Here is a 14,422-nt window from a genome sequence, read left to right on the forward strand (position 1 = left end):
TAGCGTTATTTAAAACTTATTAGGTATTTGGTATATTTTACTTCCGGGTAGGTGAACGTCATGTCTTCCTCCACCGTTTTGGCGCGTTTCTGTCCTTCCAGCTTCACACGTTTCGGGACACAGACCACGAAATGTTCCTCGTCGGCTTCCTTGAGCACACCGCAGTGTTTCTCTCCGGCGAGTGTGAGCACCTCGACATCCATTCCGATGTGGTTGATGTATTGCTGCAGCACCTTGAAGGGTTGCCCGATACCGGCGGAACCCACTTCGAGTTCAAAGTCTTCTTCTTCACGATTGAGCCTTGACTCGATGAAACGGCTCAGCTGCACGCAGTCTTCGATCCACACACCCTCGGCATGGTCAATTTCAACAACGATTTTGTCATCCGGGCTGACGTTCACATCGACCAGGAAATAGTCTTTTCCGTCGAGCCACTCTTCCACGATGTTACGGACAAGGTTTTTGTCTATCATTCAGTTCACTGTTTGTTTTTAATTCAGCTATCGCCAACCCGGGGCATCCCCGGCAGGTCCCTGCGACGAGTTGTTCCGGCAGCCCCGTTCTTCCACGGAGCAATCGTCTCCACTCACCGCCTTCCTGTCAACCGACGCGTCGGGCATCTGCGAAACTTCAGTTTTTAAAATAAAAAAGGAGCTTTTATCAAGCCCCTCACGTTTCATCTTAATTCGGATGCAAAGATAGAGAAATTGTGCAGCGTTTCCAAAGGTTTACGGAATATTATTTGTAATTTATCCACTTTTTCACAAAGTGCATGACGGAAAGGTGACAGAAACGGATGTTCCCGACATCCGGACACACACCATCCGGATGCCGGAAACGTCTCTATGCTACCGGAAGATTGTCTTCCTTACAGACGTACTTGCCCTTTCCCCTCCCAAACAACAAGTAGAGCAGCACACCGAGGAGATTCATCCCTACAATGACGACAGCCCATATCCATTTTGCTATCGAGCTCCATGTCTTATCTTGCAGGAGCTGAACGATGGCGTAGAGAACAAAAGCTGCATCTATAACCAGCAATAGCCAATTAAGCCAAGCCCAAAGATAGAGCTGGACATCAGGTGTCATTAAATCCATATTGTCTTATTTTAAAGTGGTGGATATTCGACTTGTTTGCTCACACAACTGCTGTATGCATTCATTTTTGCGGATAAATATAAGCACGTTCTACCTGTTATACAAGTTTCAGGACTATGTTATACAACATATATAATACAAATTATCAATGCAATACACACACTTAAACGCCTTATATGACATCATTTTTCCTGACTTACAGTCAGCCACATGCCAGACACCACACCGCCTTAGCAGCAGACAGAACAAGACACACGAATATAAGACTACCGTCATTTCAGGTAGTAAGGCTTATGACGGGGACAATATACAGAGTTTTCTGTCGCCCGTTCATTGCAATCAGGATATATGCATTTATAATCTCCTGTTATCAGCTCAAGTATCGTCGAGCATGACGAAAGCAAGCATAAGCTAAGAAGCAAAAAAATAATATATTTCTTTTTCATACGGACTCTTTTGAATAACCGTTATGCATTTTTGGACGAAAATAAGACAAACCGCACAGCGCGACAAGACTAACCTAGTAGAACGACGTGCTTTTCACGCTCATTAACATCCATCATCTTCCAGCGACACATTGCTTCCACCCTGACACTTTCATGCTATTTTAGGTTAAATCCTTGACAAAATCAGCCAATATCCACTTTCTTCCTAACTCACATTTTTAAAAAATCGGGTATTCCAGCGAGAAACACTAAATCTGCTTAACATTTACATTCTACAATCCGTATTCATTTTTATTAAATTGAATGTACAAATGATATTTTAACTCTCAAACAATATTGTTTGACTCGTCAAACACTTGTGTTTGGAATGCGAAACAATATTGTTTGGGCCATCAAACAATATTGTTTCGTCCATCAAAGATTTGTGTTTTACACTTCAAATACATTATTTTGTGGAATTAAACAGTCTTTCATTCTCTTTCACTCCTAGTTTGTGGACGCGGCAGCTATTTCCCCAAATGTGATTTAGAAAGGAAATACGTTTGTTGTCATCCCTCACTGATTACATTTACAGCTACAAGAACACTTTTTGACACATAAATGTGCCGTGACGCATCGTTGTGTATTTCGCAAATAGCCTGAAAATCCCAAAAAATCCACCAAACCGCATTGAGATGCAAAGGAAGACCCATCTCAAGCGATTCATTTGACATTTTGACACTTTGACAGAATGCCCTACTTTCTTTTACAAGAACCTACACAGGCTTGGCAACAAGGAACCGGCTGCACATGACCCGACGCATGATGCAATTTCCCAATCGTCCCTCGCGCACTAGACAGTCCAAGGAACCATTCAGGTTAAGCCTATGGAAAGGAGGACAGAGAAACGGGCACTCCCCAACATACTTGCATACCGTCCGGGCATCGAAAACATCTCTATCCATATCGGTGAAAAGAGACGATAACCAAGGAGTAAAAAAAATGAAAACAGGTGCCCTATTTCGTACGGACGAACGACTACGACCGTGCGGATGGGTCGGTACGGTGGGTGGTGCGGACGCGTCCGCTGAAAACAAGGAACCGGGAAACGGGTGACAAAAAGAAAAAGCCCCATCCGGACTTTCCCCGAAGGGAAGGGACTGCGGATGGGGCGGATTTCTTCCGTCAACGGACGGCAACCGACGGAACTGCCTGTAGAACGGGACGAACCGGGAGGCAAGCGTCGGCGGAAGCCTGTCAACGGTTCATCGCTACGGCTGTCGCCGTCGGTGAAAGTATCTTCTTGTATTCTGCGGGCGAGGCCAGTATCTCGCGGGCACGGCGCACGTCGCTGTCATCCTTGAGCTGCTGGATGATGGTGCCCCGCTGGTAATAGTAACGCTGGACAATCTCGTCGGCAATGAGCATCTTGATGTCCTTGGCGAAGTGGTCGAGGTCACGGTCGAGGTTGTGCGTGAGCTTCTTCTCCAGCGCGGCAAATTCCGCCTGTGCGTCCTCGGTGTAGCCTTCGATAGTGGCAATCTCCTTGAGCGCTTTGAACGCCTTCTCACTGCCGCGGTCGTACTCGAAGCCTGCCTTCTTCACGAATGCCTTGAAGGCGGCGTAGTCGGCGTCAGTGATTTCAAACTCCTCGGGGGCGGCGATGGTGGGGTGCTTCAGACAGAAGTCGGTGGCGTAGTCGAAGAGGACGTCGTCGTTCGCCAGGTAGAAGAGCATCGTGGGGAGACTGTCGCCCTTGACCGTGATGTCGGGGGTAACGCCTCCGCCGTCACGCACCAGCCGTCCGCCTGCCGTGTGGAAGACGTGGGTCAGGCTGTCGGGGATGCGTTCCGGACGTCCGTCTGCCGCCCGCTGGCTGTAGTTGATAGCCTGCACGCAGCGTCCGCTGGGGATGTAGTATTTCGAGGTGGTCACCTTGAGACTACCGCCGTACGGGAGGTCGCGGATGACCTGCACCAGTCCCTTGCCGAAGGTGCGTTCGCCGATGATGACGGCGCGGTCGAGGTCCTGCAGCGAGCCTGCCACAATCTCTGAAGCCGACGCGGAGTTGCCATTTACCAGGACGGCGATGGGCATGTCGAGGTCAAGGGGTTCGCGCCCCGTCTTGCTCACTGACGACGCCTGCTTGAGCTTGCCCTTGGTCGAGACAACCTCGGTCCCCTTGGGGATGAACATGCTCAGGATGTCGACCGCCTCGTTCATCAGTCCGCCGGGATTGCCGCGGAGGTCAAGCACGAGCGAGGTCATGCCCTGGTCCTTCAACGCGATAAAGGCGCGGCGCACGTCGCGGGCACAGCCTTCGAAAAAGCTGCTCAGGACGATGTATCCCGTCCGGCTGCCGGCAAGGAAGCCGTAATAGGGGACGGCGGGCGTCTGGACGTTCTCACGGGTTATCTTCACCGTTTGCGGGGCATCCACACCGGGGCGTCCGTACTTGAGCATGAAGCTGGTGCCGGGTTCTCCGCGCAGGAGGTTGCTCACAGCCTCGGTGGACTTGCCCGTCAGGTCCTCCCCGTCGATTTCAAGGAGGACATCGCCCGGCTTCAGTCCCGCCTTCTGTGCCGCCATGCCTTCATACGGGGCATCGATGACGACGTGGTTCTTCTTCTTGTGGAAGCGGATGATGGAGCCGATGCCGGCGAACTTGCCGGTAGTCATCATCTTCAGTTCCTCGTTCTTGCTCTCGGGGTAGTAGACAGTGTAGGGGTCCAGTTGGGCGAGCATGTAGTTGATGCCGTCCTCGACAGACTTCCCCGGGTCGACGGTGTCGACGTAGCAGAGGTCCAGTTCGCGGAAGACAGAGTTGAAGATGTCGAGGTTTTTGGTAATCTCGAAGTTGCGCGTATCACGCTTAAAACTGAAGAAGGTGCCTACGAGCACGAGCAGCCCGCAGACCACCAGCAGTTTCTTGTGCGTCAGTTTCATGTTTGAATGGTTTTAATGGATAGTTGACAAGTCGCTACAAATGTAGGGCGGAAGGGGGCTATTCCGACAAGATGGCTTCAATATTTAACTTTATTTCGTTCCACTCCTCTTCGGACAGCTTCGTGCCGACCACGCGGATGATGCCGCCCGACAGTTCCGACCCGATGCGTCCGCAGGTCAGCAGGGGGAGCCGGCGGACGTAGCCGTAGAGGAATCCGGCAGCGAAGTAGTCTCCGGCGGCATTGGTGTCCACCACCTCGGGCACTTCCTTTGCCGGGACGTGTACCTGCTCTTCACCCCGACGGATGTAGGCGCCGCGCGGCCCGACCTTGACAACGGCAACCTCGCAACGGCGTGCCAGGTCGTCGATGGCTTCCTGCTCCGGCAGACAGGTGAAGGCGCGCGCCTCATCCTCGTTGGCAAACAGGATGTCAACGTAGCGGTCCACGAGCAAGCGGAGGAAGTCACGGTCCGCCTCGACGATGTTGTAACTTGCCATATCGAGGCAGATTTTCATCCCTGCGGCGTGTCCCAGCTCCATGGCTCGCTGCACGAAGGCGTGGTTCTGCACCAGGTAGCCTTCGACGAAGAGGATGTCATAGCCCCGGAAGGTTTCTTCCGAAAGGTCGTCGGGGGTCATGGCTCCGGCAGCTCCCAGGTAGGTGCCGAAGGTGCGTTGCCCGTCAGGGGTGATGAAGGTGGATGCCACCCCCGTGGGCAGGTCGCCGTCTTTCAGGCGTACGTCGACGCCTGCCTCGCGGAAGCTCTGCCTGAAGAAGTCGCCGAAGCTGTCGCGTCCGACCATCCCGACCACTCCGGGCCTCATGCCCAGGTGTGCCATTGCCATCACCGAGTTGCAGACGGCCCCTCCGGTGGTGAACTTCCGTGTGGTGTGAGCAAAGATGCGGTTGATGCGTTCCAGTGTTTCCGCCCCGACGGGCTGCATGCCCCCTTTGGGCAATCCGATTTCGTGGAGCAGGTCATCGCTCCCGATGGTTGCCAACGCATCGACCAGTGCGTTGCCTATTCCGATTATTTTATCCATAGATGAAAATTTTTTGGCAAAGATATTGCATATTCCAATAATAGCCATTACCTTTGCACCGCAATTCGAAAGAAAAGCCTGCTTCAGTAGCTCAGTTGGTTAGAGCACCTGACTGTTAATCAGGGGGTCGTTGGTTCAAGCCCATCCTGAAGCGCCACATAAATAAATTGCTTCAATAGCTCAGTTGGTTAGAGCACCTGACTGTTAATCAGGGGGTCGTTGGTTCAAGCCCATCTTGAAGCGCAAAAAGGTCTGCATGATGCAGGCCTTTTTTGTTTTCCATCCGTTCTGCCGGATGCCGGAGTCCGGAGCTGGCATACGGATACAGCAAAGGGAGCACCCTCCGCCTCATCGGCAGGAGCATGCTCCCTTCCTTTATATATAGGTATGGACCTTATCTGTCTTCGCGACGCGGACGACGTTCGGGACGCGGACGTGCCGGACGCTCGGCGTATCCTTCGGGCTTCGGCATGAGCACCTTGTGCGAGAGCTTGAATTTGCCCGTCTTCTGGTCGATGTCAAGCAACTTCACGTCAATTTCATCACCCTCTTTCAAGCCCGTCTCTTCCACGGTGTCCAGGCGACGCCAATCCATCTCGGAGATGTGAAGCAAGCCGTCCTTGCCGGGAAGGAACTCGACAAATGCACCGTAAGGCATGATGGAGCGTACCTTGCCCTTGTAGACTTCGCCCACCTCGGGGATTGCCACGATGGCCTTGATTTTTGCCAACGCACTGTCGATACAAGCCTTGTTGGTACCTGCAATCTCGATGCGGCCCACCCCGTCGACCTCGTCGATGTTGATGGTGGCTCCGGTCTCCTCCTGCATGCCCTGGATAATCTTTCCGCCCGGGCCAATGACAGCACCGATGAACTCTTTCGGGATAATCATGGTCTCGATGCGCGGAGCATGCGGCTTCAAGTCGGGACGCGGCTCGGCGATGCAGTCGGTCAGTTTGTCGAGGATGTACATGCGGCCTTCCTTAGCCTGGTTGAGCGCACGTTCCAGGATGTCGAACGAGAGACCGTCGACCTTGATATCCATCTGTGTGGCAGTGATACCATCCCGTGTTCCCGTCACCTTGAAGTCCATGTCGCCCAAGTGGTCCTCATCACCGAGGATGTCGGAGAGGACGGCATACTTGTCTTCGCCGGGGTTCTTGATAAGTCCCATGGCAATACCCGACACAGGCTTCTTGATGGGCACACCCGCATCCATCAGCGCCAGTGTTCCGGCACATACCGTTGCCATCGACGACGAACCGTTCGATTCGAGGATGTCGGATACCACACGGATGCAGTAAGGATAGTCTTGGGGAATCATGCTCTTGAGCGCACGCCATGCCAGGTGACCGTGACCGATTTCACGACGGCCGACGCCACGCTGAGCCTTGGCTTCACCGGTAGAGAAGGGAGGGAAATTGTAGTGGAGCAGGAAACGCTCGCGGCCCTGATTGAGCACATCGTCGATGATTTTCTCATCGGACTTGGTACCCAGGGTGACGGTGCTCAGCGACTGAGTCTCGCCACGGGTAAAGATGGACGAACCGTGAGGACCGGGCAGCGGGCTGACTTCACACCAGATGGGGCGGATTTCGTTGGTCTTACGTCCGTCGAGACGCTTGCCTTCATCGAGGATGCAGCGGCGCATGGCCTCTTTCTCCACGTCGTGGTAGTAGCGGTCGATGAGGGGAGCCTTCTCTTCAAGCTCTTCCTCGGTGTATTGTGCCTTGAACTCTTCGCAGATGGCATCGAAGGCGTCCTGGCGGGCATGCTTGTTGGCATTGCCACTGGCAGCCACGGCATAAGCCTTTTCGTAGCAGGCATCGTGCACAGCCTTGCGGAGGTCTTCGTCGTTCTCTTCGTGGCAATATTCGCGCTTCACGGTCGTGCCGACTTCCTCCATCAGCTCCATCTGTGCCTTACAGTGGCTCTTGATGGCCTCGTGAGCCACACGCATGGCCTCGAGCAGGTCTGCTTCCGAGACTTCCTTCATCTCGCCTTCGACCATCATGATGTTGTCGTAGGTGGCAGCCACCATGATGTCCATGTCGGCATTCTCAAGTTGCTGGAAAGTGGGGTCGATTACAAACTGTCCGTCGATGCGAGCCACGCGGACTTCGGAAATGGGGCCTCCGAACGGTATATCCGAAACGGCAAGCGCTGCAGAGGCAGCCAGACCAGCCAAAGCGTCGGGCATGTCCACACCGTCTGCCGAGAAGAGTATGATGTTCACGTATACCTCAGCGTGGTAGTTGTCGGGGAAGAGGGGGCGCAAGGCGCGGTCCACCAGACGACAGGTGAGAATCTCATAGTCGGAAGCCTTTCCTTCGCGGCGGGTGAAGCCTCCGGGGAAACGGCCGAATGCCGAATACTTCTCTTTGTACTCTACCTGAAGAGGCATGAAATCTGTACCGGGAACTGCATCCTTTGCTGCACAAACAGTCGCCAACAACATCGTATTTCCCATGCGGAGCATTACCGCACCGTCGGCCTGCTTTGCAAGCTTTCCCGTTTCGAGCGTGATGGTTCTTCCATCAGGCAGCTCGATAGTCTTAACAATTGGGTTAATCATATAACGTTTTTAAATCTGTATGTAAGTCGTCTCATGAAGCTCCTCCTCCGGACAGAGTCCGTCACCGACAGGCCTGTACCACAGTAACGGCTTGTCTGTACGAGCGTGGTGACCAGTCCGTACGACGGTGCCGACGCGTCGGCAGCAAAACGTGAGGAAAAGCCTCCGCCCATCGGCGAATGCCCGTCCGCCGACAACCGACGGAAAGAAGGGAGTTTATAAATTGCCGCAAAGATACGCATTATTCTAATTATGTGTTATATATTTGCAGCGGCAAATTACTTAAAGATATGAAAAACAAAAGCATTCTTCCATTGCTCTGTCTGCTGGCCGTTCTGTCTGCCTGCGAACAGGAGCCGCACTTCACCATAACGGGACAAATCACGGGAGCTGACGACAAGACGCTCTACCTAGAGGAGGCAGGCATCTCCGCCATCACGCCCATCGACTCCGTGGAGCTGGGCAAGCAGGGGACGTTCACCCTCAAGGGACGCCGGCCGCAGTATCCTGAGTTTTACCGCCTGCGCGTGGAAGGGAACATCATCAACCTTGCCGTAGACTCCACCGAGACCATCCGCGTGGAAGCCGACCTGAAGGACATGCCCACGGGATACACCATCGAGGGCGAGACAAACCGGAAAATCAAGGAACTTGCCGTGAAGCAAATCAAGCTCCAGGCAGACATCGACCGTCTCTACAGCGGACGTACGCTGGCCCCGTATCAGATACAGGACAGCATCGAGGCAATGGTGACACGGTATAAGAACGACGTGAAAGCCAACTACATCTTCAGCGCTCCCAACACGCTCTATGCCTACTTTGCCCTCTTCCAGCGGGTGAACAATACGCTCATCCTTGACCCGCTGGGCAATGCCGACGACGTGCGCTGCTTCGGTGCCGTGGCAACCAGCTTCGAACAGCTCTACCCCCACTCCATCCGCACGACCAACCTGCGCAACCTGGCACTGCGGGGCATGCGCTCGACACGTGCGCCCCGACGGAAGGAAATCGCACTTCCGTCAGACAAAATCAATGAGGCAGGAGTTATCGACATCGCCCTCAAGGACCAGAACGGACACGAGCGCCGCCTGACCGACCTCAAGGGGAAGGTTGTCATGCTCGACTTCACCATCTACGGTAACGAGGAGTCGCCGGCACGCAACATGATGCTTCGCGAACTCTATGACAAGTACAAGGGCAGCGGCTTCGAAATCTTCCAGGTGTCGCTCGACGAGAACGAACATTACTGGAAGACGGCAGCCGACAACCTGCCGTGGATTTGCGTACGCGACCCCCGCGGCACCTACTCCACCTACCTCCAGCTCTACAACGTCGGACGTCTGCCGACCTACTACCTCGTCAATCGCGCCAACGAGCTGAGCGCGCGTCAGGAAAACGTGAAAGACCTGGAGGCGGAAATCAGAAAGCAGCTGGGCAATTGAGCCGCCGCACGACAGCCATTCCAGCCCCACATACTGTCACATCGTTGTCACCCGTCGGTTGCCAATCGGACAAAATATGTTACATAGCATACTTGCAGGCTTGCCACGTATCAAATAAAAGCTTACCTTTGCCAACGTCATTTACGAAACTATGAATACAATGAAGAGTTCCGGCATGCACAATGCCGGGATTCTTTTTTATTTTGCCCGCTTATTCAATACAAACTTAAAAATAGGAGGAATCAGAAATGGCTTACATGTCAGAAGAAGGCTACAAGAACCTCGTAGCAGAATTGAAAGAGCTGGAGACCGTCCAGCGTCCGAAAATCTCGGCGGCCATCGCCGAAGCACGCGACAAAGGCGACCTCTCGGAGAACGCCGAATACGATGCAGCCAAGGAGGCACAGGGCTTGCTGGAGATGAAAATCAACCAGCTGAAAGCCATCATCAGCGACGCCAAAATCATCGACACGTCGAAGCTGAAGACCGACTCGGTGCAAATCCTGAGCCGCGTCGAACTCAAGAACGTGAAGAACGGCATGAAGATGGCATACACCATCGTGTCAGAGAGCGAAGCCAACCTGAAGGAAGGCAAAATCTCGGTCAACACCCCGATTGCACAGGGACTGCTCGGCAAGAAGGTGGGTGACGTCGCCGAAATCACCATTCCGCAAGGGAAAATCAGTCTGGAAATACTCAACATTTCATTCTAGGACACAGAAAGCCGTCACGGTGGGCACTTGCCTGCCGGGCGGCTTTCTTCGTTTCCGCCCAGATGAACACGCAATACAAACCTTAAAACACAAGAGATTTATGGCAAGCATCTTCAGCAAGATTGTAGCTGGCGAGATACCGAGCTACAAAGTGGCAGAGAACGACCGCTTCTATGCCTTTCTGGACATCAATCCGCTGGTGAAGGGCCACACGCTGGTCATCCCCAAACGTGAAGTGGACTACATTTTCGACCTGACAGACGACGAGCTGGCAGGCATCCACCTTTTTGCCAGACAGGTGGCGCTCGCCATCCAACGCGCCTTCCCCTGCCGCAAGGTGGGCGAGGCGGTCATCGGACTGGAAGTGCCGCATGCACACATCCACCTTATCCCCATGCAGAAGGAGACGGACATGCTCTTCTCCAACCCGAAGCTGACGTTCACTCCCGACGAGTTCACAGCCATTGCCGACGCCATCCGCCACGAGTGGGAGGCGGCAGACAAGTAACCTTCTTCCTCATCCACATACATGCAGACGGGGCGGTGTCACGCAGACATCGCCCCGTTTGTGTTTCTTGTCAGGCGTCAGGCAGACGCTCTCCCGTCAGAGATACTCCTCCCCCATTTTCACCTGCACATCGTTGCGGAACTGGCGGATGGCAGCCGCGTCGTCGCGCCGGCAGATGATAAGCACCCCATGTTCCTCGACGACCATGTATCCCTCCAGGTCCTTGAGCACGACCACATGCCCGTCGGGGACTGAAACGAGGTTGTCGCGGCAGTCGTAGAGCAGCGCACGCGTGTCGAGCACCACATTCTGTTCGTGGTCCTTGGGCACCATCTCGTAGAGTGTCGACCAGCTGCCGATGTCGCGCCATCCGAAATCGCCGATGAGCACATCTACGCATTCCGAACGCTCCAGGACACCGTATTCCAGTGACATGTTGGGCAGCGTGGCATAGAACCGGTTGACGTACGGCTGCTCGTTGGCTAGAAAAGCTTCGGCAGGCAGTTTCCCGTCAATCAGTTCGGCAACTTCCGGCACAAGGTCGGGGTCGGGCACAATCCGCAGCATCGTACGCAGGAAGACATTGGCATTCCACAGGAACAGGCCGGAGTTCCAATAGAACTCACCGCTCTCGACAAAGAAGCGGGCGAATTCCATCTCCGGCTTCTCGGTGAAGCTCTTCACCCGGTAGATGTCCCGTGCCAGGCGTTCGTCGACCTGGATATAACCGAAGTTCGTGTCAGGCCGATCGGCATGGATACCTACGGTAAGCAAACGGTCAGCATGCGCCACATAGTCCAGTCCACGTCCGATGGCCTCGGCAAAACGCTCCTCATCCAGGATGCACTGGTCCGTCGGGGTGACCACCATGCAGGCGTCGGGATTGAGTGCACGCAGGTGGCATGCAGCCCACGTCACGGCAGGCGCCGTGTTGCGATAAGTCGGTTCACAAAGCACGTTGGCAGCGGTGATTCCGGGCAACTGCTCCATCACCAGGTCGCGATAGTCGGCATTGGTCACCACAAATATATGATCTTTTGGAATAAAGCGGACGAACCTTTCGTAGGTCGTCTGTAGGAGGGTGCGCCCCGTCCCGAGGATATCGAGGAATTGCTTGGGGAGTTTTTTGTTGCTTCTCGGCCAGAAACGGCTACCGATGCCACCGGCCATAATCACACAATAGTTGTTGTTGAGTTCCTCCGTCATAGCTCTCAATTTTTAAGATTCAAAGTCTGTGAACAAAGATAGGCCGATTCACATCTCCTGACAAAGTATTTCTGCAAAACATCATTAAGACTCCCCTTAATTTTAATAAACAGCAGGAGGCAGCCCTCCTATCACCGATGTTGCAAAACAGCTCTCCAGCATGCCTTTTCTTCATCTTTTTTACAAAAAACAGCCTGCAATGTTTGCAGAATTGAAAATTAGCACTACCTTTGCAACGCATTTGAAAAACGATGCCCAGATGGCGGAATCGGTAGACGCGCTGGTCTCAAACACCAGTGGAGTAAAATCCATCCCGGTTCGACCCCGGGTCTGGGTACACAGAACGGCTGTTAATCATTCGATTTTCAGCCGTTTTTATTTTATCAGGTATACACAAGCGATACGGTCCCTTTTTGGGTAACATTGCAGTAGTAAAACAATGGAACAAGGTATTTGGCAAGAGATTGAACAGCTATACCACAAGTTTCAGCAACTTGGTATCAGCGAGGCGGTAGACTATGAGAAGTACTACCTCTATTCCCTCATTGCCCATTCTACCGCCATTGAAGGCTCCACGCTGACGGAACTTGACACGCAGCTACTCTTTGACGAGGGAATTACGGCGAAAGGCAAACCGCTTGTTTACCATTTGATGAATGAGGATTTGAAGAAAGCCTACGAACTGGCAAAAGGGGAAGCGGAGCATAAAGCACCTGTTACCTCGGCTTTCCTGCAAACGCTGAATGCAGCCTTGATGCGTACAACCGGAAGCGTTCATAACATCATGGGCGGTTCGTTCGACTCCTCAAAAGGTGAGTACCGCCTATGTGGCGTTACGGCTGGTATCGGTGGACATTCTTACATGAACCACCTGAAAGTCCCTGCCAAGGTAGAAGAACTCTGTGTCATTCTGCAAGAGAAACAAAAGACCGTGGAAACATTTCGGGAACAGTATGAATTGAGTTTTAATGCCCACCTCAATTTAGTAACGATTCATCCGTGGGTGGATGGCAACGGCAGAACAGCCCACCTGCTGATGAACTACATCCAATTCTGCCATCACCTTTTTCCGACCAAAATATTCAAAGAGGACAGAGAAGAATATATTCTGTCCCTACGCCAATGTCAGGATGAAGAAATCAATCAGCCTTTTCTTGACTTTATGACAAAACAGTTAAAGAAATCCCTCTCTTTGGAAATTGAACGGTTCAAGTCCTCACAAAAGAAAGGGTTTCGCTTCATGTTCTGAGACTGTACATTGGCACGGCAATACACAAGTTCGGCAGCTGTCTTGCCACTAACCGCCCAAAGCAGTTTATTCTGTACCTCCTTGAAAAAGGTCAATGTCATTTCTGCAGACGGGTTGTAGTCAATACTTGTAGCATAAATATCCTTTATCTGCTGATAAAACACTTTCTCTGAAAGGCGTATCTCACGAATACGATCCAGCAGTTCCTTAAAATAATTATATGACGAACCGCTCTTGAATCGCTCATCATTCAATGTAAAGCCCTTGATGATATATTCTCTCAGTCGCTGTGTAGCCCAAATACGGAACTGCGTACCTTGCTGCGATTTCACTCGATAGCCTACTGAGATGATCACATCAAGATTATAATAATCAACCTGATAGTTTTTACCATCTGAGGCAGTTGTTGCAAATTTTGCAACAACTGAAGGAGCTTGCAATTCCCCCTCCTCAAAAATATTCTTGATATGTCGTGAAATAGTAGATTTATCACGGCCGAAGAGTGTTGACATCTGGTCTAATGAGAGCCACACTGTTTCGTTCTCAAAACGAACATCTATTTTAATCTGTCCATCTGCCGATTGATAGATGAGCATCTTGTCATTGTGGTTTGTCTTCATGTATCTATACTTTAATTATTAGGTACTTGAAACTGTTCCCATACGTCATATCAACACGATTTTGTTCTTTTCTTGGGATAAGGTAAGACTTTCTCCAGTGTCCTTATCACGGTACGCATGGATTCCTCGTGTTCCACATCGAGAATATAATGTTCTTTTGCGCCCTCGTAAGGAATGCCTGTTTCAGCATTCTTCATCATCTCGGCGATAGAAGGATGTCTCTTTGCATAGGCGATATTGTCACAAACAAGAATTATCGGTTTTTCATTAAGGTAAACCAGATAATCACCAAACATCTTCCGATAACGAACCGTGCCCAAGTCACTCAATCTTGAGCAAACAAATTCTACGTATTCAATATTACTCGCCATATATCATCTATAAGTAAACATTATCTTTAACGTGAGTTCAATATAAGCATTAAATTTTATAATACTCAATTACAAGATTTAAGCGATTACCACTATGTTCCAGAGGCTAAAATTACAGAAAATCTCTGGAATAACCGCCGAATTGCAGCAGATTAACGCACCAGGATTTGATAATTAGGGAGTTAGAGGAAAAACGCAGAAGTTGGGCAGACAGTTGAGAACCG

At 52.0% G+C, this 14,422-nt stretch carries 11 protein-coding genes, 3 tRNA genes and 1 pseudogene; 7 read left to right on the top strand and 8 right to left on the bottom strand.

Annotated features, from left to right (window positions below):
• Window positions 1-5: 5 nt before the first annotated feature.
• The 4 genes from rimP to M3087_RS07270 all read right to left on the bottom strand — a co-directional run bounded on the left by rimP (window position 6) and on the right by M3087_RS07270 (window position 5,514).
• Window positions 6-473 carry a ribosome assembly cofactor RimP gene (gene rimP / locus M3087_RS07255; RefSeq protein WP_022383886.1) on the bottom strand — a complete coding sequence of 156 codons (468 nt, stop codon included), beginning with the start codon at window positions 471-473 and terminating at the stop codon, window positions 6-8.
• A 370-nt stretch (window positions 474-843) separates the two neighbouring features.
• A complete protein-coding gene (locus M3087_RS07260) occupies window positions 844-1,098 on the bottom strand; it encodes a PLDc N-terminal domain-containing protein (protein WP_249094710.1) in 255 nt (84 codons plus the stop codon).
• Window positions 1,099-2,780: 1,682 nt separating this feature from the next.
• Window positions 2,781-4,469: a S41 family peptidase gene (locus M3087_RS07265; RefSeq protein WP_249094712.1), complete on the bottom strand. Its 1,689-nt coding sequence runs from the start codon at window positions 4,467-4,469 to the stop codon at window positions 2,781-2,783.
• Window positions 4,470-4,527: 58 nt separating this feature from the next.
• Complete coding sequence (locus M3087_RS07270) at window positions 4,528-5,514, bottom strand: adenosine kinase (RefSeq protein ID WP_106483819.1); 987 nt, start codon at window positions 5,512-5,514, stop codon at window positions 4,528-4,530.
• Between the two features lie 80 nt (window positions 5,515-5,594).
• Here M3087_RS07270 and M3087_RS07275 point away from each other — a divergent pair.
• Both M3087_RS07275 and M3087_RS07280 read left to right on the top strand, forming a co-directional pair.
• Window positions 5,595-5,671, top strand: a tRNA-Asn gene (locus M3087_RS07275).
• A gap of 12 nt (window positions 5,672-5,683) precedes the next feature.
• A tRNA-Asn gene (locus M3087_RS07280) sits at window positions 5,684-5,757 on the top strand.
• A gap of 151 nt (window positions 5,758-5,908) precedes the next feature.
• Here the strand turns inward: M3087_RS07280 and pnp are convergent.
• Window positions 5,909-8,089, bottom strand: coding sequence for a polyribonucleotide nucleotidyltransferase (gene pnp / locus M3087_RS07285; RefSeq protein ID WP_022383928.1), 2,181 nt, complete (start codon window positions 8,087-8,089; stop codon window positions 5,909-5,911).
• Window positions 8,090-8,379: 290 nt separating this feature from the next.
• On the opposite strand from pnp, the gene M3087_RS07290 reads away from it, so the two are divergent.
• The 3 genes from M3087_RS07290 to M3087_RS07300 all read left to right on the top strand — a co-directional run bounded on the left by M3087_RS07290 (window position 8,380) and on the right by M3087_RS07300 (window position 10,752).
• Window positions 8,380-9,531, top strand: a complete 1,152-nt coding sequence (locus M3087_RS07290; protein ID WP_249094713.1) for a TlpA disulfide reductase family protein — start codon at window positions 8,380-8,382, stop codon at window positions 9,529-9,531.
• A 248-nt stretch (window positions 9,532-9,779) separates the two neighbouring features.
• Window positions 9,780-10,244, top strand: coding sequence for a transcription elongation factor GreA (greA, locus tag M3087_RS07295; RefSeq protein WP_022383925.1), 465 nt, complete (start codon window positions 9,780-9,782; stop codon window positions 10,242-10,244).
• A gap of 100 nt (window positions 10,245-10,344) precedes the next feature.
• Window positions 10,345-10,752: an HIT family protein gene (locus M3087_RS07300; RefSeq protein ID WP_022383924.1), complete on the top strand. Its 408-nt coding sequence runs from the start codon at window positions 10,345-10,347 to the stop codon at window positions 10,750-10,752.
• Between the two features lie 96 nt (window positions 10,753-10,848).
• Here M3087_RS07300 and M3087_RS07305 read toward each other — a convergent pair whose 3' ends face one another.
• On the bottom strand, window positions 10,849-11,958 hold the full coding sequence (locus M3087_RS07305; RefSeq protein ID WP_249094716.1) for a mannose-1-phosphate guanylyltransferase: 1,110 nt from the start codon (window positions 11,956-11,958) through the stop codon (window positions 10,849-10,851).
• A gap of 253 nt (window positions 11,959-12,211) precedes the next feature.
• On the opposite strand from M3087_RS07305, the gene M3087_RS07310 reads away from it, so the two are divergent.
• Window positions 12,212-12,295 (top strand) — tRNA-Leu (locus M3087_RS07310).
• A gap of 102 nt (window positions 12,296-12,397) precedes the next feature.
• Complete coding sequence (locus M3087_RS07315) at window positions 12,398-13,207, top strand: Fic family protein (RefSeq protein WP_249094718.1); 810 nt, start codon at window positions 12,398-12,400, stop codon at window positions 13,205-13,207.
• A gap of 8 nt (window positions 13,208-13,215) precedes the next feature.
• Here the strand turns inward: M3087_RS07315 and rhuM are convergent.
• Window positions 13,216-13,827, bottom strand: a pseudogene (rhuM, locus tag M3087_RS07320) (RhuM family protein); the annotation flags it as partial.
• 50 nt (window positions 13,828-13,877) lie between these two features.
• Window positions 13,878-14,198 (bottom strand): TfoX/Sxy family protein, encoded by a 321-nt coding sequence (locus tag M3087_RS07325; protein WP_249094720.1) that lies wholly within the window; start codon window positions 14,196-14,198, stop codon window positions 13,878-13,880.
• Between the last annotated feature and the right edge of the window lie 224 nt (window positions 14,199-14,422).

The sequence above is a fragment of the Mediterranea sp. ET5 genome (assembly GCF_023337025.1).
GTDB lineage: Bacteria > Bacteroidota > Bacteroidia > Bacteroidales > Bacteroidaceae > Phocaeicola_A.

Bases quoted from the DNA above. Each gene is read 5' to 3' on its own strand.
- rimP (WP_022383886.1), bottom strand. From the start codon at position 473: ATGATAGACAAAAACCTTGTCCGTAACATCGTGGAAGAGTGGCTCGAC.
- M3087_RS07260 (WP_249094710.1), bottom strand. From the start codon at position 1,098: ATGGATTTAATGACACCTGATGTCCAGCTCTATCTTTGGGCTTGGCTT.
- M3087_RS07265 (WP_249094712.1), bottom strand. From the start codon at position 4,469: ATGAAACTGACGCACAAGAAACTGCTGGTGGTCTGCGGGCTGCTCGTG.
- M3087_RS07270 (WP_106483819.1), bottom strand. From the start codon at position 5,514: ATGGATAAAATAATCGGAATAGGCAACGCACTGGTCGATGCGTTGGCA.
- pnp (WP_022383928.1), bottom strand. From the start codon at position 8,089: ATGATTAACCCAATTGTTAAGACTATCGAGCTGCCTGATGGAAGAACC.
- M3087_RS07290 (WP_249094713.1), top strand. From the start codon at position 8,380: ATGAAAAACAAAAGCATTCTTCCATTGCTCTGTCTGCTGGCCGTTCTG.
- greA (WP_022383925.1), top strand. From the start codon at position 9,780: ATGGCTTACATGTCAGAAGAAGGCTACAAGAACCTCGTAGCAGAATTG.
- M3087_RS07300 (WP_022383924.1), top strand. From the start codon at position 10,345: ATGGCAAGCATCTTCAGCAAGATTGTAGCTGGCGAGATACCGAGCTAC.
- M3087_RS07305 (WP_249094716.1), bottom strand. From the start codon at position 11,958: ATGACGGAGGAACTCAACAACAACTATTGTGTGATTATGGCCGGTGGC.
- M3087_RS07315 (WP_249094718.1), top strand. From the start codon at position 12,398: ATGGAACAAGGTATTTGGCAAGAGATTGAACAGCTATACCACAAGTTT.
- M3087_RS07325 (WP_249094720.1), bottom strand. From the start codon at position 14,198: ATGGCGAGTAATATTGAATACGTAGAATTTGTTTGCTCAAGATTGAGT.